Source organism: Marinobacter qingdaonensis, assembly GCF_034555935.1.
In the GTDB taxonomy this organism is placed as follows: domain Bacteria; phylum Pseudomonadota; class Gammaproteobacteria; order Pseudomonadales; family Oleiphilaceae; genus Marinobacter; species Marinobacter qingdaonensis.
Genome location: NZ_JAYDCJ010000001.1, coordinates 262,383 through 281,822 on the forward strand (window position 1 = coordinate 262,383; position 19,440 = coordinate 281,822).

The following is a 19,440-nucleotide window of genomic DNA, read 5'->3' on the forward strand; positions in this document are numbered from 1 at the left end:
TCTCAACGCAGTGATTGTCCTTGTGAAGCTTGTCCTGGTGGTCGTGGTACCGTCCGGGGGCTTTTGCGTGGACAAGCGGGTGAGATAGCGACAACCTGACAAGACACCAAGAGCCCCCGGCACCGAAAGGTCCCGGGGGCTTTTTTTTGCGGCAATAAAAAGGGAAAACACCATGAACGGCGCACAGCAGATTCTTGACGCGTTCCACCGCCACGACATCCACACCGTATTCGGCTACCCCGGTGGCTGCATCATGCCGCTATACGATGCCCTGGTGGACGACGTCGGAATCGAACACGTACTGTGCCGCCACGAACAGGGCTGCGCCCTCGCCGCCGACGGGTACGCCCGGGCCAGTGGCCAGCTGGGGGTGTGCATTGCCACCTCCGGGCCCGGCGCCACCAACCTGATCACCGGCGTTGCCAACGCCCACCGGGATTCCATCCCCATGCTGGTGATCACCGGCCAGGTGCCCTCCGGTCTGATCGGCACCGACGCTTTCCAGGAAACCGACGTGCTCGGCATGACCCTGGGCATCGTCAAACACAGCTATCTGGTGGACGAGGTCGATGACTTGCCGGCGATCCTGGAGGAGGCCATCGACCTGGCCCAAACCGGCCGCCCCGGCCCGGTCTGGATCGACATCCCCAAGGACGTACTGCTGACCGAAGCCTCAATGCAGCCCGCGCCCAAGACCACGACGACCGCGCCGACCACCCCGGATCTCACCGAGGCCCTGGCCATGCTGCGCGCCGCCCGCAAGCCCCTGCTCTACAGTGGTGGCGGCATCAGCCTGGCCCACGCCGAGACGCGCTTCCGGGCTTTTGCCGACACCTCGGCCTTGCCCAGCGTGGTGACCCTCAAGGGCATCGGCAACGGCGGCAAGCACAGCGCCCATCACCTGGGCATGCTGGGCATGCACGGCTCCCGGGCCGCGAACCGGGCCGTGGATGAGTGCGACCTGCTGCTGGTCATCGGCGCCCGCCTGGACGATCGCGCCACCGGCAAGCTGGACACCTTCGCGCCCAACGCCCGGATGATCCACATCGACGCCGACGCCGCCGAAATCAACAAACTGCGACCCGCCGACCTGGCCGTTCGGGGCGATCTGAATGCCATTCTCGAGGCCTTGACCGACGACCTGGCCGCCCAACCATTGGCCATCACTGACTGGCAGACCCAGTGCCGCACCTGGCACACCACCGGCGGATTCAGCGCCGCCGATAACGAAGAGCCCATGGCCCCGATCACCGGCCCGGCCTTCGTACGTCAGCTGTCGCGCATCGCGCCCGACGACACCGTCATCGCCTGCGACGTTGGCCAGCATCAGATGTGGGTCGCCCAGCACTACCAGTTTGACCACCCCCGCCATCACCTCTCCAGCGGTGGCCTGGGCACCATGGGCTTCGGCCTGCCGGCGGCCATCGGCGCCCAGTTTGCAGACCGGGGCACCACCGTCATCAACGTCGCCGGCGACGGCTCGTTCATGATGAATGCCCAGGAACTGGCCACCATCCGCCGCTACCGGCTGCCACTGAAGATGATCATCCTGGATAACCAATGCCTGGGCATGGTCCGCCAGCAGCAGGAGCTGTTCTACAACAACCGGGAAAGCCAGATCGACCTGGACGACAACCCCGACTTCGTCGCCATGGCCCGCGCCTTCGACATCCCGGCCCTGCACATCGAACGCACCGACCAGATCCGCCGGGGCATCGAGACCATCCTCGCCTACGACGGCCCGATGCTGCTGCACGTGGCCATCGCCCGGGAGGAAAACGTCTGGCCCATCGTTAAACCCGGCGCCAGCAACCGCGACATGATCGACGAAACCAAAAAGCGCACCAGCCAAGCCCAACGGGAGCACGTAGCATGACCCCTTCACAGCAGCCTTCGACACCGAGCTACACCCTCACCTGCCGCATGTCCCAGGAAGCGGCGGCACTGGAACGCCTGTGCCAGGTGGTTCGAATTCGTGGTTTCAAGATCGCGCGCATGGCGGTGGAAAGCACCGGCGAGCACCTGGACATTGCCCTGACCCTGGAGGGCAGCCGGCCCATTGCCATGCTCCAGGCTCAGCTGTTGAAGCTGCATACGGTGGTGGAGGTGGCCCAAGAGCCGGGGGCGGTGGCTCATTCGCTTCGGGCTTGAGGTTGGTTTTGTAGCCTGTTGTTTGGGGGGCGGGTACGCGGGTGGGGTGTTTTTTCTTCGTGAACCGGTGTGGTTAGCTCGGCGCGGGGTGGTGGGTGGATTTTTTGCCGGAAAAGGGTGTCTGAGCGAAGCGAGTTCCTTTTCCAAAAAAAATGCCACCCACCACCACGCAAGCCCGCCCCCGCAACCCTCAGGCTACCGGGGCAAACTACCAAACTACCAAGTTACCAAGCCTTGTAAGGCAGGAACTTCCCGCTCATCGTCACCACAACCCGATCTCCCTTCGGGTTCTCCTCCTTGTCGATATCCATCGTGAAGTCGATGGCGCTCATGATGCCGTCACCGAACTTCTCGTGAATGAGGGCCTTCATGGTGTCGCCATAAACACCGACGATTTCGTACAGGCGATAAATCAGCGGGTCCTGAGGAACGGCACTGTCCCAGGCTTTTTTCGGGCACACCTGTAGAGCCTCCGCCACGGGCTTATCCAATCCCAGGGCCTCGCAGAGTGCAAAGGCCTTGTCTTCGGTCAGGCTGTTCATTCCCAGAGCCGCGGATGTGGTGAACACCGGCGACATGCCAATGGCTTCGGCGAGCGCCTCCCAGGTCATACCCTTGGCGACTTTGGCTTCAAGGATCTTCGCAGTCATCAGTTCTTTGTTCATCATGATGGTTTCCTCTCAGTTTCGTTACATCAGGCGTTTACCGCACGTGCGGCGGATTCGGTTGGTGTTTGCCCGGCTTTGCCATGGGGCTCAGCCATGTCCTGGGCAGGGGAAATCACCTTGGGACTGCCATCGGCTTCCGGCATGGCAGACCCGCTGCGGTTCACAAGAAAGTCCACCAGGTAGTCCCGAGTCTTGTGATAGGCAGGATTCTGAAAAATTGAGGCCCGAGCCCGCGGGTGAGGTATGTCCACTTTCACGCTCTCGGCGATGCGGGCATTGGGGCCGTTGGACATCAGGAAGATGCGATCGGACAACAAAATGGCCTCATCCACATCGTGCGTGATCATGAATACGGTTTGTCGCGTTTCCTCCCAGATTTTTACCAGCTCGTCCTGGATCACACCGCGGGTCAGCGCATCCAGAGCGCCGAACGGCTCATCCAGCAGAAGCAGTTCAGGTTGCGTCGCGAAAGCCCGCGCGATGCTCACCCGCTGACGCATACCGCCAGACAGCTGGGACGGTTTTCGATTCATCGCGTGCTCAAGCCCAACCATTTTCAAGTAACGCTCACTGTGTTCGCGCACTTTCTCTTTGGACCAGCTAGGCCACCGGGCCTTGACGGCGAAAACGATGTTGTTGAGCGTGGTTTTCCAGGGCAGCAGGCTGTAGTTCTGGAACACCACGCCACGCTCCAGGCCCGGCCCCTTCACTTCTTTGCCGTTCATGACCACGTTGCCGGCACTGGCTTCGTCGAGCCCCGCCAAAACGTTCAGGATGGTCGACTTGCCGCAGCCGGAGTGGCCGATAATGCAAACGAACTCACCTTTTTCCAGGGCAAAGCGGATGTCTTCAAACACCGTCAACTCGCCGCCCTGGCCATCCGGATAGACCTTGGCGAGCCCATCCACTTCCAAGAAAGATTTATTCATATCAGGTCTCCATTCGGAGGCGCAGGCCGGTGCCGAAACCCGGCCGGTACCTCTTACTCTTTGTATTCCACCAGTCTCTGTGCCTTACCGAGTGCCAGGTCCAGCAACATGCCGACCACGCCGATCATCAGGATGGAGAAGATCACACTGGCCAGGTCGAGGTTGTTCCACTCATTCCAGACGTAATAACCAATGCCGGTGCCGCCCACGAGCATTTCCGCGGCTACGATGACTAGCCAGGCGATACCGATTGAAATGCGCATCCCGGTGAGGATCGTCGGTGCCGCAGCCGGCAAAATGACGGTCAGCGCGGTTTTCACCGGGCTCAATTCATGGGTTCGGGCGACGTTCACCCAATCCTGCCGGACATTCGCGACACCGAAGGCGGTGTTGAGCAACATGGGCCAAATCGAACAAATAAAGATGACGAAGATGGCGGAGGCGTCCGAGTCCTGGATGATGAACAGGGCGAGCGGCATCCAGGCCAGGGGCGAGATGGGTCTGAGCACCTGTATGTAGGGGTTCAGCGCCTTGTACATCAGGGGCGACATGCCAATCAGGAACCCGATAGGCAAGGCGATCGCCATGGCCGCAAGGTAGCCAGTCAGCACCCGATAGACCGAATACGCGAGCTGGATGCCTATTCCTTTGTCGTTAGCCCCCGCGTCGTAAAACGGATTGGACAGCTCAGTCCAGGCCAGCTTGATCACCGCGGAGGGCGGCGGTACCCGGGACTCCTGATCGGCACCGCCCATCAACCGCTCGTACTCGGTCATGGCAGCCTCAGCCTCGGGCGGCTGGGTTGCCATTTCCCAGAGGCCAAGCGCCAGGACCAAAAACGTGAACGACAGCAGCGCCGCTCGTACATTCAGGGAAGCCATCATCAAACCCTCCCAATGGCGAAGCTGCGGGCATACTCTTCAGGGCTGGCCGGGTCAAAGGTCTTACCCATGATGGTGTGGGTCTTGTAGGTTTTATCCGGTGCCGCGTAGCCCATTTGCTCCATCAGCTTTCCGGTTTCACCGGCCAGGTACACCTGTTCGGCGATGCCCTTGTAGTCCACGTCGCCATCGATATAGCCCCAGCGTTTCATCTGGGTAAGGATCCACACGCCCATGGAGTGCCAGGGGAAAGGATCGAAATCGATTCGGTCCGGTACGTTTTGCACCTCACCCAGGCCGTCGGCGTAATAGCCCGTCAACACTTGCTGAATCACCGGCACTGGCTGGTTCAGGTAGTTTTTCGGTGCAATGGCTTCGGAGATTTCTTTCCGGTTCTCAGGGTTGTTCGAGTACTGGGTCGCATCGATGATGGCGCGCAAGAGCGCTCCGTAGGTGTTCGGATTTTCGGTGGCAAACTTCTGGCTACAGGCGAACGCGCAGCAAGGGTGCCCCTCCCAGATGTCTTTGGTGAGCATGTGGATAAAGCCCACCTTCTCCCACACCGCCCGCTGATTGAACGGATCTGGCGACAGGTAACCGTCGAGGTTCCCGGCTCTGAGGTTGGCCACCATTTCGGGTGGCGGCACCACGCGGATCTGCACGTCCTTGTCGGGATCGATACCGTTTTCAGCCAGGTAGTAGCGCAACAGGAAGTTGTGCATGGAATACTCGAAAGGCACCCCGAACTTGAACCCTTTCCACTGCTTGGGATCGCGCTTGTCCATGTGATCGACATGCAGAACAATGGCCTGGCCGTTGATGTTCTCAACCGCGGGCATGATGAAGGGTTCCGGGGTGGAGCCCGCGCCCATGGTCATGGCCAGGGGCATTGGGGTCAGCATGTGTGAGGCGTCGTATTCACCGGCCAGGGATTTGTCCCGGGCCACCGCCCATCCGGCGGTCTTGGTCACCGTAACGTCCAGGCCGTACCGCTCATAAAAGCCCATGGGGTGGGCCATGATGATTGGGGTCGCACAGGTAATCGGGACAAAACCGACGTTCAGCTTGGTTTTCTCAAGCTTGCCCAGGGACTCCTTCACCGCCGCCTTGGCCTTGTCCATCGGAAACACACTGCCAAGGAGGGCAGCCGCCGCACCTGCCCCCATCATTTTCATAAAACTGCGACGGCTGTGGTCATTGTGGCCAAAGACTGATCGAACCACAGCGCTTTCGATGGCCCGATCCATCATGGCCTCGGAGTCCGCGGGAGCATCGATCGCGGGCGCCCCGGTTGCCGGAACAGTCGTTGGCCGAACCTCCATCACCGGTTCCGTGGACTCGTGTTGACCGGGTTTGCATTGCGGACAGCCACAGGTTTTAGCGTGGATGAGGGACTGATCTCCGTCGAACGGATTACCAAGGCTTTTCGTCGTCATGGGGCACTCTCCAATAGCTCAGATTGTTTTTGCACCGTTGAAGTGCACAGCAAGCCGATCATCAACAGTCCTTGAAAAATCTGACGCGGTACTTGCTCGTTCTGACGGAGCTATCGCAGGCTTCGTGCCAACTTCTGCGCAAAATTTAACCTATTGTTTTTAATATCTTTTAAATAGTTCCCCTGAAAACTTCACGCTACGAAAAATCGTAATTAACGACATCTCGTAGTGATTAAGCACGAAAGTTCGTAGTTGGCACGAGTGTTGAGTGGCCTTTGTTACTGGGCGATTCACTCCGAGATGCGACAGGACTATGAACTCACAAGACACCAACCAAGACTGGATTCATCTTTTACCCGAGGCAGCGATGCTGGTGGACGCCGGACGCGACGTGATCCTTGCCGCCAACGACGTTGCTGAACGCCTCGCGGGTGCCGCAACCAAGTCGCTGGCAGACACTCCCTGCACACACCTGTTCGCCGATCAGCGCCCACAACTCATTGCTTTTACTGAGGAAACCCTGTTCAGGGGGCATGGCTGGAGCCGCGACTTCCTGATTCGGCAGCCGGATGGCCACGCAATTGAGCTGGAAATCTCATCGGCCAGGGTGGGCCCAGCAGAATCCCAGACGATCCTGCTGCTGATCAGAGACTGCCGGCAATTAAAAACGTTAAGGGAGCGGCACGATGCCAACCACTACCATCGCGGTGGCTTGCTGGAGTGGCGCCGGGTCGAGGAGCTGTTTCAGGACATGGAACGGGAAAACCAGCTCATTCTGCACGCGGTCGGAGAAGGCATATATGGTGTCGACGCCGAGGGTCGAACCACCTTCGCGAACCCGGCCGCGGAACGCATGCTCGGCTGGCGCACCGACGAGCTGGCCGGCCGGGTCATTCACCGGGTCGTGCACCACTCCCACGCTGATGGCAGCCTCTTTCCGCTCAAGGAATGCCCGATCTACGCCGCCTTCAGAGATGGCAGCGTGAAACGGGTCGGCGAGGATTGGTTCTGGCACAAGGACGGCAGCGGTTTCCCGGTGGAGTACACGAGCACCCCCATACTGGATAATGGTCATCCCGTCGGCGCGGTCGTGGTGTTCCGGGACATCTCGGCGCGGTTGCAGGCCCAGCAGGAACTCCAGACCGCGCTTGAGGAAGTCGAATCCCTGAAACGCCGCCTGGAAATGGAGAACGCCTACCTTCAGGAAGAAATCAGTGCCGAATACCACTTTCACGAGATCTTCGGTCAGAGTGAAGCCATCAAAGCGATCGCACGCCGTATCGGCATGGTCGGACCGACCGATGCCAACGTTCTCATCACCGGTGAATCCGGCACGGGTAAGGAACTGATCGCCCGCGCCATCCACCAGTCCAGCAGCCGACGTGACCGCCCCCTGATACGAGTGAATTGCGCCGCCATTCCCAAGGATCTGTTTGAAAGCGAGTTTTTCGGGCACATCAAAGGCGCCTTCACCGGCGCGGTCAGCGACCGCATAGGCCGTTTTGAACTGGCGGATGGCGGCACCTTGTTTCTGGATGAGGTCGGTGAGATTCCGCTGGAACTCCAAGGCAAACTCCTGCGGGTGCTGCAGGATCAGCAGTTTGAGCGGGTGGGTGAAAATAACACCAAGGCCGTCGACGTTCGCGTGATTGCCGCCACCAACCGGGACCTAAAGTCCGAGATTACAGCCAAGACCTTTCGGGAGGATCTGTACTTCCGGCTCAATGTCTTTCCCATCGAATCGGTCCCGTTGCGACAGCGCACGGAAGACATCCCAATCCTTGCCCGGGAATTCATCAAGCGCGCCAGTCAGAAATTCAACCGCCCTCCTCTGGCACTGAGGGACCAGGACATTCGCGCCCTTCAGGGCTATGACTGGCCGGGCAACGTCAGGGAGCTGGAAAATGTTATCGAGCGCCAGGTGATCACAGCCGATCACCAACTCGACTTCGACTTAATCGGAAAAGACACCGACTTTTCCCAAGAGACCGGAGCCTCTCTGCCCCCAGCGCGCCATTACTCGGCCAACCTCCTGACCGACGAGCAAATGCGCGAACTCGAGCGTGAGAATCTTATACGGGCATTGAGGATGACCGAGGGACGGGTGTTCGGCGACGACGGTGCCGCCAGCCTCCTGGGACTAAAACCAACCACCCTCACCTCCCGACTGAAAAAGCTCAAGTTAGAGGCTCGCCGCTTCCGTAGCGGTAACCACTAAACCAAAGAAACGCGAGCGGTGAAACACAGACAAATTAGCGAGTGGGAAGCACCAGCCTGAAAGATCTATCTTTGAGCATGCTCTGAAAAATAGCGAAAAACCGAACCACAATTGTGCATGCACTTTCCTCTTATTAAACCATTTTATGCATTCAAAAAATAAAATAACAATAAATTTCAGCAGCTTATAAAAACATCAAAAAAATAAAAAATAGTGGTCCGTCTGTTGCTCTCTGTACTGCATCATCGAATCGAATGGAGCATGCAGCATGAATCGTCGAAATTTTCTGAAAGGCGCAACCACTCTGTCCGTAGGCGCTAGCCTGTTACCCCTGGCTCAACTGATACCGCAGGCGGCGAAGGCAGCCACCAACGAAACCGCAGTGGTGGTGTTCGGAGGCACCATCAACAGTCTCGACATCCACCGTTCGGGCACCAACCGGGACAGCTATCAGGTGGCCATCAACTGCTATGACCGCCTGGTCAGCTTTGGCACCAAGCAAACCGCCGACGGCTCGCTCAGTTACGATTTCAGCAACGTCCAGCCTGAGCTGGCCGAATCCTGGGAGACCAGCGAGGACGGCACGGTGATGACGTTCAAGATCCGCGAGGGCGCGACCTTCTGGGATGGCAAGCCGGTAACCGCGCACGACGTGAAATGGTCATTGGATCGGGCCGTCTCTCTGGGTGGGTTCCCGACGGTGCAGATGAAAGCCGGCCGGCTCGAATCGCCGGACCAATTCACGGCGATCGATGATCGGACTTTCCAGATCACCCTGCCTTTCCCCTCGAAGTTGGCGCTGCCGGATCTTGCCACGCCCATCCCCATCATCATTAACTCGGAAGTCGCCAAGGCCCACGCCACCGAAAACGACCCCTGGGCCACCGAATACCTGCACCGCAACCCGGCCGGGTCCGGCGCCTACAAGGTGCTGCGCTGGAACGCTGGCGAACAGCTGGTTTACGAACGTAACGAGGACTGGGCCTGTGGGCCGCTGCCCGGCTATCAGCGGGTCATGCTGCGGGAAGTGCCGGCGCAGTCCACCCGCCGGGCGTTGATTGAACGGGGCAGCGTGTCCGCGTCCCAGAACATCCCCAACAAAGACGCCAAGGAGCTCGCCGCAAAGCCGGGGGTCAAGGTGGTCAGCACCCCCATCGAAAACTGCATCTACTCCCTGTGCACCAACCTCGATTTCGAGCCCTTCAAGGACAAGCGGGTCCGTCAGGCCGTGGCCTGGTCCATTCCCTACGAGAAGATCTTCGAGCAGGCGGCCTACGGCCAGGGTGTACCCATGTGGGGCGGTGGCGAGCAGGTCACCAGCATTGCCTGGCCGCAAAAATCCCCGTATAGCCAGAACCTCGAGAAGGCCCGGGCCCTGATGGCGCAAACCGCCTACAAGGACGGCTTCGAGGTGCCCCTGTCGTTCAACCTGTCCGTCGCCGACTGGGCCGAGCCCACGGCCCTGCTGATCCAGCAAGGTCTGGCGGAGATTGGCATCAAGGCCAACATCGAGAAGATCCCCGGCGCCAACTGGCGCACCGTCGCGCTGGTCGAGAAGAAGCTGCCCCTGCACCTGGAGAATTTCGGCGGCTGGCTGAACACCCCGGACTATTACTTCTTCTGGTCCTACATCAAGGGCAACCTGTTCAACTCCTACAACTACGACAACCCGGAGATGGCCAAGCTCATCGACGACACCCTGGACATGGCCGTGTCCCACCCCGATTACGCCCCGAACGTGACGCGCATGATCGAGATCGCCTTCGAGGACATCCCGCGCATCCCGCTCTGGCAGCCGACGCTGAACGTGGCCTTCAAAGAAGGCGTCGAGGGTTACGAGTACTGGTTCCACCGGCAGATGGATATCCGCCCGCTGAAGCCGGCCTGATCCCAGAAAGGAGCGAGTCATCATGACGTTGGGTGTGAAGTCCAAGCGGGTCCTGACCCGCCTGTTGCAGGCCGTGCCGACCGTGTTCGGGATCCTGGTCGTCTGCTTTATCCTGACCCGGGCCCTGCCCGGGGATCCGGCGGCCTACTTCGCCGGTGACATGGCCGATGCCGCCTCCATCGAGCAGGTGCGCCAGAACCTCGGGCTGGACGATCCCATGCCGGTGCAGTTCGTCACCTACGTCAGTGACCTGGTACAGGGCGACCTGGGCACGGCGATTTCCACCGGCCAGCCCGTGACCGTGGAATTGGCCAAGCGGCTGCCAGCCTCCCTGGAATTAACCCTGGGTGCGCTGCTGCTGGCCCTGGTCGTTGCCGTGCCCCTCGGTGTGCTGGCGGCGACCCGGCCGAATTCCTGGGTGGATCACCTGTGTCGTTTCCTGGTGACGGCGGGGGTCTCCCTGCCGACCTTCTTCACCGGCCTGGCCCTGCTGTACGTGTTCTATTACCTGCTGGGCTGGGCGCCGCCGCCCATGGGCCGGCTCGACATGATGTTCCTGCCGCCCGAATCCGTCACCGGCTTCTACACCATCGATTCCCTGATCGCCGGAGACTGGGCCCTGTTCAAGGCCGCCCTCGCGCAAATGGCCTTGCCGCTGATCACCCTGGCCCTGTTCACCCTGGCGCCGATCGCCCGTATGACCCGGGCTGCCATGCTCCAGACCCTGGCCAGCGACTACGTCCGGACCGCACGGGCGGCCGGCCTGAGCAGCAGCCGGGTGCTGGTCACCTACGCCTTCCGCAACGCGCTGCTGCCGGTGATCACCACGCTCGGCATGGTGTTTTCCTTCGTGCTGGGCGCCAACGTGCTGGTCGAGAAGGTGTTCGCGTGGCCGGGGATCGGCTCGTTCGCGGTCGAGGCGCTCGTGGTGTCCGATTACGCGGCGGTCCAGGGCTTCGTGCTCTCCATGGCCCTGCTGTTCGTGACGCTCAACCTGCTGATCGACGTGACCTACACATTGATCGACCCACGCGTCGGTGAGGACTAACAACATGAGCAATCTGGCAGTCACGTCTTCGTTGGCCACAGGCGCGCAAGCCCGCGAGGGCTACTGGCATCACCTGCGCTACATCGTGTCGGAGAACCCGCTCACCGGTGTGTCCTTTGGCCTGTTCTTCGGCCTCATCCTGATCGCCATCCTCGGGCCCTACCTGGTGCCCTTCGATCCCCTGGCCACCGGGGTCGGGCCGGCGCTGCAGCCGCCCAGCGTGGCCCATTGGTTCGGGACCGACCACCTGGGACGCGACGTCTTCTCCCGGGTCATTGTCGCGACCCGGCTGGACCTGCTGATCTCGGTGTCGGCCGTGGCGCTGTCGTTCGTTTTCGGCTCGGTGATCGGGTGCTTCGCCGGCTATTTCGGCGGCTGGACCGACCGCATCTCCGGCCGTCTGATGGACACCATCATGGCGTTCCCGCTGTTTGTCCTGGCCATGGGCATCGTGGCCGCCGCGGGCAACTCGGTCGAGAACATCGTGTACGCCACCGCCATCATCAACCTGCCGTTTTACGCCCGCATGGCGCGGGCGGAAGTGAGCATTCGTCGCAACGCCGGTTTTGTCCAGGCCGCCAGGCTGTCGGGCAACTCGGAACTGCGCGTGCTGTTTGGACACATTTTCCCCAACACGCTGCCGCCGATGATGGTGCAGATCTCCCTGAACATGGGCTGGGCCATCCTCAACGCCGCCGGCCTGTCCTTCATCGGCCTGGGCGTCCAGCCGCCCGCGCCCGAATGGGGCATCCTGGTGGCCGAAGGCGCCAACTTCATCATCTCCGGTGAATGGTGGCTGGTGGTGTTTCCGGGCCTGGCCCTGATGCTGGCCGTGTTCACCTTCAACCTGATCGGCGACGGCCTGAGGGATCTGGTAGACCCCCAGCGCCGGACCTGAGGCAGCACCTCGGGACAACGTTAAGGAACCACGATGACGACCCCTTTACTTGATATCCAGCGCCTGAGCGTCGATTTTGCCACCCGTCGGGGCACGGTCAGGGCGATCGATGCCATTTCCATGTCCGTGGCCAAGGGCGAAACCCTTGGTGTGGTCGGCGAGTCCGGCTCGGGCAAGTCGGTGACCTCCTACGCGGTGATGAACATCCTGGACCGCGCCGGCAAGATCTCCGCCGGCAAAATCACCTACGGCGGCATGTCCCTGCACCGGATTACCGAGCGCGACATGCGGGACCTTCGGGGCCGGGAAATCTCCATGATCTTCCAGAACCCGCGGGCCGCCCTGAATCCGATCCGCAAGGTCGGCCGGCAAATCGCCGACGTTCTGGTGCAACACCACCAGGCCACGCGGGCCACCGCGCGCGAACGGGCCATCGAGATGCTGCGCGCGGTCAAGATCAAGGACGCGGAAAAGCGCTACGACGCCTACCCGTTCGAGCTGTCCGGCGGCATGTGCCAGCGGGTGGTCATCGCCATGGCGCTGGCCTGCAAACCCCAGTTGCTGATTGCGGACGAACCCACCACCGGGCTGGATGTCACCACCCAGAAGGCGGTGATGGACCTGATCACCGAACTGACCGCCCAGTTCAACATGTCCACCATCCTGATCACCCACGACCTGGGCCTGGCGGCCGCCTACTGCGACCGCCTGGTCGTGATGGAAAAGGGCCGCGTGGTGGAGCAGAACAGCTCGCAGGCCCTGTTCAGGGCACCGGAGCAGGCCTACACCAAGCAGTTGCTCAACGCCACGCCCCACCGGGACTCGCACGTGCGCGATCTGCTGACACCGGAGCAACGGGCCCAAGCGCAACCGCTCCCCGCCAGCCCCCACGACGGGCCGGCGCTGCTGTCGGTCAGCGCGCTGAAGAAAGAATTCGGCAAGCCCGGCAGCAACAACCACCACGTCGCGGTCCGGGACCTGTCATTCAGCATCCGCAAAGGCGAAAGCCTGGGTCTGGTGGGCGAAAGCGGCTGCGGCAAGTCCACCACCTCCGCCATGATCATGCGCCTGCTGGACCCGACCGGAGGCAAGATCGAGTTCATGGGCCAGGACATCGCCAGCATCCCGACCAAGGCATTCGCCCGCCATGAGCTCCGGGGCAAATTGCAGATGGTGTTCCAGGACCCGACCGACAGCCTCAACCCGCGCTGGAGTGCGGAGCGTTCCATCGCCGACCCGCTCATGCGCCTGTCACCCACCCTCTCCAGCGCCGAACGGCAAAGCCGGATCCTGGAGTTGGCGGCGCTGGTGGGGCTGCCGGTCGAGCTGCTGAACCGCTTTCCGCACCAGCTGTCCGGCGGCCAGAAAGCCAGGGTCGGGATTGCCCGGGCCATCGCCATGGAGCCGGAACTGCTGATCCTGGACGAACCCACGGCTGCCCTGGATGTGTCGGTGCAGGCCGTTGTGCTCAATTTGCTGGAAGACCTGAAACACCGGCTGGGCATGAGTTACCTGTTCATCAGTCACGACCTGAACGTGGTCCGCCTGCTGTGTGACCGGATCATCGTCATGCAGCAGGGTGGCATAGTCGAGGAGGGGCCGGCAGGCGAGATCATGGATGCGCCGAAATCCGAGTACACCCGGAGTCTGCTGGCGGCCATTCCCCACCCACCGTCAACGGAATCGTCGCCAGGCAACAGCGGGCCGCTGCTGCAGGAGGAAACGCCATGAGCAACGACGACGCCCTGCAGCCCCGCAAGGGCACGGTGGTTGAATCCATTGTCCAGAGCCTGGCCGACGACATCGTCAGCGGCGAGCTGACTCCCGGCACCAAGCTGGACGCCAGGGCCACGGCCGACCGTTTCGGAGTGTCGCGAACCCCGATCCGGGAGACCTTCGGGCATCTGGCCGCCATGGGGCTGGTCACCCACCGGCCGAACCGGGGCGTGGTAGTGGCGACCCTGTCCCCCGAGGCGCTCAACGATCTCTACGAGGCCATGGCGGAGCTGGAAGCCTCCCTGGCCCGGCTCGCGGCGCTGCGGATGAACAGCGAGCAGCGGGAAGAGCTGGCCCGCCTGCACAAGGAGTCCATTCACCTGGTGCGGGATGGCACCTCGGACGACTACGACCGCTTCAACCAGTCCTTCCACTCACTGATCTTCGAGTCAGCACGCAGCCCTCAGCTGCAGCAGCTGGCAGAAACCACGCGGACCCGGCTGGCGCCGTTTCGTCGAGCCCAGTTCCGGCTGAACAACCGCCTGAGCAAATCCTGGGAAGAACACGATGCCATCGTCCGCGCCATCCTGGCCGGCGAAGCCGACGACGTGGCCCGGCTGATGCGGGCCCACGTCCAGACCGTCAGCGCCATGTCGGCGGAGTTCGTCGCCGAACACCAGCGCCGGCCGGCGGATACATTCGCCCGGGGAGTCGAGAGATGAAGGCCAGTTCCCGCTCCGGAGTGATCTGCACGCCCCACACGCTGGCCACGGACACCGGGCATGACGTACTCCGGGACGGTGGCACCGCCATCGACGCGGTTCTCGCCGCCAGCGCCACCCTGGCCGTCAGCTTTCCCCACATGACCGGCCTCGGCGGTGATGCGCTGCTGATGCTCAACGATGGCCGGCAGCTCCAGGTCATCATGGGTCTGGGCCAGGCCGGGCACACCTTGCCGGAAGGCGGCATCATCACGGAACGGGGCGCCGCGTCTGCGGCCACCACCGCGGGCGCGTTGCGGGCCTGGCAACAGGCCAAACGGATCAGCAACAACTGGGGCTCCCGGCTGGACTGGCCAACCTTGCTGGCCCCCGCCATTGCCCACGCCCGCGCGGGCACACCGGTGTCCGGTTCTCAGGCGTTCTGGCAGGAGCAACGCAAGGCCCTGATTGACCAGCTCCCCGACCTGCACCGGCTCTGCCGCGATGACAAGGGTGAGCTGAAAACCGAGGGCAGCCTGCTTACCCAGCCGCAACTGGCCGACACCCTGGAGCAGCTGTCCCGGGCCGGCCTGGATGATTTCTACCAGGGTGAGATCGCCCGCGCGCTCACCCGGGGCTTCGGGGACATGGGCAATGGCCTGACCGCGACCGACCTGGCGCGCACCCAGGCCACCCTGGGCCGGCCCTGGAAGACCCGGTACCGCGCCGGGTTCCTGTACAACTTCCCGGCACCCACCCAGGGTCTGTATACCCTCAGCGCCCTGGCCACCCTGAACCAACGCCCGCTGGCACGCGATCGGAATGGCGGCGCCGACTACTACCATCACCTGGTCGAGGCCATCAAAACCCAGCTCGCCTTGCGCAACCGGGAGCTGGCCGATCCCCGCTGTTTTCCGGTGGCATGGGAGGAGCGGCTGTCGGAGGCCAGCGCCCGGCGCAGTTTCGGACTGATCAACCCGAACCAGGCAGCGCCCTGGCACGAGCCGGGCCAGCCCGCGGACACCATCTGGATGGCGGCCAGCGACTCGCAAGGCCGAACCGCCTGCCTGATGCAGAGTCTGTTTCACGACTTTGGCTCCGGCTGCCTGGTCGGCGACACCGGCGTGCTCTGGTCCAACCGGGCCGCCAGCTTCTCCCAGAACACCCAGCACCCCAACGCCTGGGCGCCGGGCAAGATTCCGGCCCATACCCTGAACCCGTCCTGTTACCTGGCGGACAACGGCGAGCAATGGTATTTCGGCAGCCAGGGTGGCGATGGCCAGCCCCAGACCCAGATGGTCCTGGCCACGCAGTTGATTGACTACCAGCAATCCGTGGAAAATGCCCTGCTCGCGCCCAGATTTCTGCTAGGCCGGAGTTTTTTCGGCAGCAGCGAAAACCTTAAACTGGAACATTCGATCGCGGCCGACGTGCGGGAAGAACTGTCGCGCCGGGGACATCAGGTCGAGACCATCCCGGAACTGAGCCCACTGACCGGCCAGGCCGGCGCCCTCAGGGTCAGCCCCGGCGGAATGACCGAAGCCATGCACGACCCCCGGGGCCAGGGCACGGCGAGAGGCCTGCGCTAGCGGGCACGGATCAAAAGTAACTGGAACCACTTCATCGGAACGAACTTATGGACATTATTCTTGCCTGCTCGGCACTCGGTATCGTCGCTGGCATTCTCGCCGGCATGCTCGGCATTGGCGGCGGCGTGGTGATCGTGCCCGCGCTGATCATCATCCTCGGCCTGCAGGACTTCCCCGCGGAATCGATTGTCATCACCGCGGTCGCAACCTCCCTGTGCACCATCATTTTCACCTCCATCTCGGCGGCGAGATCGCAGATCAAGCGTAAGGCGGTGGATTGGGACATTTTCAAGAAGTGGTCGGTCACGGTTGTCCTTGGCAGCTTCCTGTCCGGTTTCATCGCCGGCTGGCTGCCCACCAAGGTGCTGGAAATTGGCATCGCCTGCTTCCTGCTCACGGTGTCCTTGATCATGCTCAGCCGCTGGGTGCCGGATCCGTCCCGGGCAATGCCCGGCAGCGCCGGAACCGCCGGCCTGGGCCTGTTCAGTGGAACCCTCTCGGGGCTCGCGGGCATCGGCGGTGGCAACGTGATGGTACCGCTGATGGTGTTCCACAACGTGCCCATGCAACGGGCGGTGGCCACCTCGAGCACCCTGGGGTTCCCGCTGGCACTGGTGGGCACCATTGGCTACGCCATTTCCGGCTGGGGCGCGAACATCACCGAGTGGTCGTTCGGCTATGTCTATCTGCCGGCCGCGGCCTGCATTGCCTTCTTCACCGTGGTCACGGCGCCGCTGGGTGTGGCGCTTAGCCACCGCATACCGGCGGCAACGCTCAAGCGCGGTTTTGGTGCCTTTCTGCTGGTGGTGGCGGGGCGCATGCTGTTTCACGCGCTCTAGACGGGAGGCGTTCGCGCTCAGGCGCGAGAGGTTGTAAAAACGAAAGGCCCGCGGCGCATCACGGCACCGCGGGCCTCTTTCGTTGGGCTGGCTTAGATCAGTTCAATGGCAACGGCAGTGCCCTCGCCGCCACCGATGCAGAGTGACGCCACGCCGCGCTTCAGGCCGCGCTGCTTCAGGGCGTTGATCAGGGTCACCAGGATGCGGGAACCGGAGGAGCCGATCGGGTGGCCGAGGGCGCAGGCGCCGCCGTGGACGTTGACCTTGTCGTGGTCCAGGCCCAGCTCGTTGATGGCAGCCAGGGTGACCACGGCGAAGGCTTCGTTGACCTCGAACAGGTCAACGTCGTCCTTGCTCCAGCCCGCCTTGGCCAGCACCTTCTCGATCGCGCCGATGGGCGCCAGGGTGAACTCGGACGGCAACCGGGCGTGGGTGGCGTGGGCGACGATGCGCGCCTGCGGGGTCAGGCCGCGAGCCTCGGCTTCGGCAGCGGACGCCAGCACCAGGGCGGAGGCGCCATCACTGATGGAGCTGGAGTTGGCGGCGGTCACCGAACCATCTTTGGCGAACGCCGGCTTCAGGTGCGGGATTTTTTCCGGCTTGGCGTTGCCCGGCTGTTCGTCGGTGTCGACCACGGTGTCGCCGCCCCGGCCCGATACGGTCACCGGCGCAATCTCATCTTTGAACCAGCCGTTTTCGATGGCCGCCAGGGACTTCTGCAGCGAGCCGATGGCAAACTCGTCCATGGCCTGGCGGCTGATGTCGTACTTGTCGGCGGTACGCTGGGCGAATACGCCCATCAGGCCGCCCTCGTAGGCGTCTTCCAGGCCGTCCAGGAACATGCTGTCCATGACCTGGCCGTGGCCCATGCGCATGCCGCCGCGAGCCTTGGGCAGCAGGTACGGCGCCTGGCTCATGTTTTCCATGCCGCCGGCGATCATGATGTTGTTGGTGCCGGCCTTGATCTGGTCGTGGGCCATAATCACGGCCTGCATGCCGGAACCGCACATTTTGTTGACGGTGGTGCAGCCGGAGCTGTCCGGAATACCGGCCGCGCGTGAGGCCTGGCGCGCCGGGGCCTGACCGAGGCCGGCCGGCAACACGCAGCCCATGATCACTTCCTGGACATCGGCCGGCTGCAGGCCGGAGCGTTCGATGGCGGCCTTGATGGATTCGGCGCCCAGCTGCGGTGAACGTACCGAGCTCAGCGAGCCCATCATGCCGCCCATGGCGGTTCTTGCGGATCCTGCGATGACTACGTCGTTGTTGCTCATTATCGATGCTCTCCAATTTTCGGTGCAGGGTTTGGTCTCAGGCTCTGCCCAATACCGACCGCGCGATAATTTCCTTCATCACCTCCGAGGTGCCGCCATAGATGCGCTGCACCCGCGCATCCATGAACGCCCGGGAGATGGGGTATTCGGTGGTGTAACCGTAGCCGCCGAACAGCTGCAGACAACCATCGGCCACCCGGCACTGCATTTCGGTGGCGCTGTACTTGGCCATGGACGCGGTGGGCGCATCCAGTTCACCGCGCTCGTAAGAGTCGATGCACTCGTTCACGAAGGCCCGGTTGACCCGGTAGTCGGTCTCCATGCGCGCGATCTCGAAACGGGTGTTCTGCAGTTGGGCCAGCTTCTGACCGAACAGTTCCCGCTCCTGGGTGTAGGCGATGGTCAGGTCCAGGGCGCCACGGGCGGCTGCCACACCCAGCGCACCGATCACCAGGCGCTCCCGGGGCAGCTCACGCATCAGGTAGATGAAGCCCTGGCCTTCCTCGCCCAGCAGGGCCGAGGACGGAATGCGCATGTCGGAAAAGAACAGCTCGGAGGTGTCACCGGAATGCTGGCCAATCTTGTCCAGGTTGCGGCCCTTGCTGAAGCCCGGCAGTGAGGTATCGACCAGGAACAGGCTGATGCCCTTGGCGCCGGCGGACGGGTCGGTCTTGGCCGCGACGATCACCATGTCGGCGTGCTGGCCGTTGGTGATGAAGGTCTTGGAGCCATTCAGGATGTAATCGTCGCCATCCTTGACCGCGCTGGTGCGAATGGCCTGCAGGTCGCTGCCGGCGCCCGGCTCGGTCATGGCGATGGCGCCGACGGCTTCACCGGAGACCATCTTGGGCAACCAGTACTGTCGCTGTTCCTCACTGCCCATATGGCTGAGGTACGGCGCGACGATGTCCGAGTGCACCATGACGTTGGTGGACAGAGCACCGAATCCCATGCGCGCCAGCTCTTCGCCGACGACCACGGAATACTGGAAAGGCGCGCCACAGCCACCCATTTCTTCCGGAACGTCCACGCAGAGCATGCCGGCGTTACCCAGGGTGTTCCAGAGCTCGCGCGGCACCAGGCCGGACTTTTCCCAGGCTTCGTAGTGTGGCTGCACCTCGGTTTCGAGGGCTTTGATCACCGAATCCCGGAACAGGCTCAGCTCTTCTTGATCAACAGGGGTAGTCATTGTTGTCTCCTGCAA

Annotated in this window: 16 protein-coding genes; 10 read left to right on the forward strand and 6 right to left on the reverse strand. The window is 62.4% G+C overall.

Annotated elements, in window-relative coordinates; genetic code table 11:
• Positions 1-172: 172 nt before the first annotated feature.
• Together ilvG and U5822_RS01165 are read left to right on the forward strand one after the other, a co-directional pair.
• The gene (gene ilvG, locus U5822_RS01160) at positions 173-1,876 is read left to right on the forward strand and encodes an acetolactate synthase 2 catalytic subunit (RefSeq protein ID WP_322853782.1); all 1,704 of its coding nucleotides are present in this window, start codon (positions 173-175) and stop codon (positions 1,874-1,876) included.
• On the forward strand, positions 1,873-2,151 hold the full coding sequence (locus U5822_RS01165; RefSeq protein ID WP_322853783.1) for an ACT domain-containing protein: 279 nt from the start codon (positions 1,873-1,875) through the stop codon (positions 2,149-2,151). The genes ilvG and U5822_RS01165 overlap by 4 nt, the downstream gene beginning before the upstream one ends.
• 224 nt (positions 2,152-2,375) lie before the next feature.
• Here U5822_RS01165 and cynS read toward each other — a convergent pair whose 3' ends face one another.
• From cynS to U5822_RS01185, 4 genes are read right to left on the reverse strand one after another with little or no spacing between them, the layout of a single operon-like run.
• Complete coding sequence (cynS, locus tag U5822_RS01170) at positions 2,376-2,819, reverse strand: cyanase (protein WP_322853784.1); 444 nt, start codon at positions 2,817-2,819, stop codon at positions 2,376-2,378.
• 26 nt (positions 2,820-2,845) lie between these two features.
• Positions 2,846-3,748 (reverse strand): ABC transporter ATP-binding protein, encoded by a 903-nt coding sequence (locus tag U5822_RS01175; RefSeq protein WP_322853785.1) that lies wholly within the window; start codon positions 3,746-3,748, stop codon positions 2,846-2,848.
• Positions 3,749-3,801: 53 nt separating this feature from the next.
• Positions 3,802-4,629 carry a nitrate ABC transporter permease gene (ntrB, locus tag U5822_RS01180; protein ID WP_322854195.1) on the reverse strand — a complete coding sequence of 276 codons (828 nt, stop codon included), beginning with the start codon at positions 4,627-4,629 and terminating at the stop codon, positions 3,802-3,804.
• Between the two features lie 2 nt (positions 4,630-4,631).
• Entirely contained in the window at positions 4,632-6,065 is a 1,434-nt protein-coding gene (locus tag U5822_RS01185; protein WP_322853786.1) for a CmpA/NrtA family ABC transporter substrate-binding protein, read from the reverse strand.
• Positions 6,066-6,378: 313 nt separating this feature from the next.
• On the opposite strand from U5822_RS01185, the gene U5822_RS01190 reads away from it, so the two are divergent.
• The 8 genes from U5822_RS01190 to U5822_RS01225 all read left to right on the forward strand — a co-directional run bounded on the left by U5822_RS01190 (position 6,379) and on the right by U5822_RS01225 (position 16,962).
• Complete coding sequence (locus tag U5822_RS01190; protein ID WP_322853787.1) at positions 6,379-8,283, forward strand: sigma 54-interacting transcriptional regulator; 1,905 nt, start codon at positions 6,379-6,381, stop codon at positions 8,281-8,283.
• Between the two features lie 268 nt (positions 8,284-8,551).
• A complete protein-coding gene (locus U5822_RS01195; RefSeq protein ID WP_322853788.1) occupies positions 8,552-10,171 on the forward strand; it encodes an ABC transporter substrate-binding protein in 1,620 nt (539 codons plus the stop codon).
• A 22-nt stretch (positions 10,172-10,193) separates the two neighbouring features.
• Complete coding sequence (locus U5822_RS01200; protein WP_322853789.1) at positions 10,194-11,219, forward strand: ABC transporter permease; 1,026 nt, start codon at positions 10,194-10,196, stop codon at positions 11,217-11,219.
• Between the two features lie 4 nt (positions 11,220-11,223).
• Complete coding sequence (locus U5822_RS01205) at positions 11,224-12,117, forward strand: ABC transporter permease (RefSeq protein ID WP_322853790.1); 894 nt, start codon at positions 11,224-11,226, stop codon at positions 12,115-12,117.
• Positions 12,118-12,150: 33 nt separating this feature from the next.
• Positions 12,151-13,848, forward strand: a complete 1,698-nt coding sequence (locus U5822_RS01210) for an ABC transporter ATP-binding protein (RefSeq protein ID WP_322853791.1) — start codon at positions 12,151-12,153, stop codon at positions 13,846-13,848.
• On the forward strand, positions 13,845-14,555 hold the full coding sequence (locus U5822_RS01215) for a GntR family transcriptional regulator (protein WP_322853792.1): 711 nt from the start codon (positions 13,845-13,847) through the stop codon (positions 14,553-14,555). Before U5822_RS01210 ends, U5822_RS01215 begins: the two co-directional genes overlap by 4 nt.
• The gene (locus U5822_RS01220; RefSeq protein WP_322853793.1) at positions 14,552-16,123 is read left to right on the forward strand and encodes a gamma-glutamyltransferase family protein; all 1,572 of its coding nucleotides are present in this window, start codon (positions 14,552-14,554) and stop codon (positions 16,121-16,123) included. Before U5822_RS01215 ends, U5822_RS01220 begins: the two co-directional genes overlap by 4 nt.
• Positions 16,124-16,170: 47 nt before the next feature.
• On the forward strand, positions 16,171-16,962 hold the full coding sequence (locus U5822_RS01225; protein WP_322853794.1) for a sulfite exporter TauE/SafE family protein: 792 nt from the start codon (positions 16,171-16,173) through the stop codon (positions 16,960-16,962).
• A 92-nt stretch (positions 16,963-17,054) separates the two neighbouring features.
• On the opposite strand, the gene U5822_RS01230 is transcribed toward U5822_RS01225, so the two are convergent.
• Together U5822_RS01230 and U5822_RS01235 are read right to left on the reverse strand one after the other, a co-directional pair.
• The gene (locus U5822_RS01230; RefSeq protein WP_322853795.1) at positions 17,055-18,236 is read right to left on the reverse strand and encodes a thiolase family protein; all 1,182 of its coding nucleotides are present in this window, start codon (positions 18,234-18,236) and stop codon (positions 17,055-17,057) included.
• Positions 18,237-18,273: 37 nt separating this feature from the next.
• Entirely contained in the window at positions 18,274-19,425 is a 1,152-nt protein-coding gene (locus U5822_RS01235; protein WP_322853796.1) for an acyl-CoA dehydrogenase family protein, read from the reverse strand.
• Positions 19,426-19,440: the final 15 nt, after the last annotated feature.

What these genes read in the sequence shown, in the direction of transcription:
- ilvG (WP_322853782.1), top strand. Translation starts at nt 173, where the DNA reads ATGAACGGCGCACAGCAGATTCTTGACGCGTTCCACCGCCACGACATC.
- U5822_RS01165 (WP_322853783.1), top strand. Translation starts at nt 1,873, where the DNA reads ATGACCCCTTCACAGCAGCCTTCGACACCGAGCTACACCCTCACCTGC.
- cynS (WP_322853784.1), bottom strand. Translation starts at nt 2,819, where the DNA reads ATGATGAACAAAGAACTGATGACTGCGAAGATCCTTGAAGCCAAAGTC.
- U5822_RS01175 (WP_322853785.1), bottom strand. Translation starts at nt 3,748, where the DNA reads ATGAATAAATCTTTCTTGGAAGTGGATGGGCTCGCCAAGGTCTATCCG.
- ntrB (WP_322854195.1), bottom strand. Translation starts at nt 4,629, where the DNA reads ATGGCTTCCCTGAATGTACGAGCGGCGCTGCTGTCGTTCACGTTTTTG.
- U5822_RS01185 (WP_322853786.1), bottom strand. Translation starts at nt 6,065, where the DNA reads ATGACGACGAAAAGCCTTGGTAATCCGTTCGACGGAGATCAGTCCCTC.
- U5822_RS01190 (WP_322853787.1), top strand. Translation starts at nt 6,379, where the DNA reads ATGAACTCACAAGACACCAACCAAGACTGGATTCATCTTTTACCCGAG.
- U5822_RS01195 (WP_322853788.1), top strand. Translation starts at nt 8,552, where the DNA reads ATGAATCGTCGAAATTTTCTGAAAGGCGCAACCACTCTGTCCGTAGGC.
- U5822_RS01200 (WP_322853789.1), top strand. Translation starts at nt 10,194, where the DNA reads ATGACGTTGGGTGTGAAGTCCAAGCGGGTCCTGACCCGCCTGTTGCAG.
- U5822_RS01205 (WP_322853790.1), top strand. Translation starts at nt 11,224, where the DNA reads ATGAGCAATCTGGCAGTCACGTCTTCGTTGGCCACAGGCGCGCAAGCC.
- U5822_RS01210 (WP_322853791.1), top strand. Translation starts at nt 12,151, where the DNA reads ATGACGACCCCTTTACTTGATATCCAGCGCCTGAGCGTCGATTTTGCC.
- U5822_RS01215 (WP_322853792.1), top strand. Translation starts at nt 13,845, where the DNA reads ATGAGCAACGACGACGCCCTGCAGCCCCGCAAGGGCACGGTGGTTGAA.
- U5822_RS01220 (WP_322853793.1), top strand. Translation starts at nt 14,552, where the DNA reads ATGAAGGCCAGTTCCCGCTCCGGAGTGATCTGCACGCCCCACACGCTG.
- U5822_RS01225 (WP_322853794.1), top strand. Translation starts at nt 16,171, where the DNA reads ATGGACATTATTCTTGCCTGCTCGGCACTCGGTATCGTCGCTGGCATT.
- U5822_RS01230 (WP_322853795.1), bottom strand. Translation starts at nt 18,236, where the DNA reads ATGAGCAACAACGACGTAGTCATCGCAGGATCCGCAAGAACCGCCATG.
- U5822_RS01235 (WP_322853796.1), bottom strand. Translation starts at nt 19,425, where the DNA reads ATGACTACCCCTGTTGATCAAGAAGAGCTGAGCCTGTTCCGGGATTCG.